Origin of the sequence: Gluconobacter thailandicus F149-1 = NBRC 100600 (assembly GCF_000964465.1) — a bacterium.
Classification (GTDB): domain Bacteria; phylum Pseudomonadota; class Alphaproteobacteria; order Acetobacterales; family Acetobacteraceae; genus Gluconobacter; species Gluconobacter thailandicus.
Genome location: NZ_BANH01000131.1, coordinates 1 through 588 on the forward strand (window position 1 = coordinate 1; position 588 = coordinate 588).

Consider the following 588-nt stretch of genomic DNA (forward strand, 5'->3'; position numbering starts at 1 on the left):
CTGACAGAACAGGCTGGCCGTTCAAAGCGCCTGATGATCGATGCGACACATCTCAAGGCTCACCGGACAGCCGCCTCCCTGCTCAAAAAAGGGCTTTTCCCCGCCATATCGGGCGAACCAAAGGCGGTCTGAACTCAAAACTCCATGCCGTGTGCGATGGTCAGGGTCGGCCTGTTCGCCTGCACCTGACCGCAGGTCAGGTCAGTGACTTCAAAGGCGCAGACGTGCTGCTGGCAGATCTCCCCGACGAGACAGAAGAAGTCATCGGGGACAGGGGCTATGACAGCAACCGGATCAGGCTATCGCTTGCAGAACGCCATATCACAGCCTGTATTCCGCCGAAGAAAAACCGGAAATCAAAGCCACCTTACAATTGGCATCTGTATAAGAAGCGCCACCTCATCGAAAACATGTTCGCGAAACTCAAAGACTGGCGACGTGTTGCGACCCGATATGACCGCTGCGCTCATACCTTCATGTCTGCAATCCATATCGCAGCAAGCTTCATCTTCTACCTCAAAGAATGAGTCCTGAGCCTAGGTGTTTAGGCTCAGGACCTATTGATTTTTGAGGGAAATCTGATTCAGG

At 53.4% G+C, this 588-nt stretch carries 1 protein-coding gene; it reads left to right on the forward strand.

Annotation, left to right across the window (positions count from 1 at the left end; translation table 11 throughout):
- The first annotated feature begins 149 nt into the window (after positions 1 to 149).
- Positions 150 to 527: an IS5 family transposase gene (locus tag B7444_RS16065; RefSeq protein ID WP_007284671.1), complete on the forward strand. Its 378-nt coding sequence runs from the start codon at positions 150 to 152 to the stop codon at positions 525 to 527.
- Positions 528 to 588 lie beyond the last annotated feature (61 nt).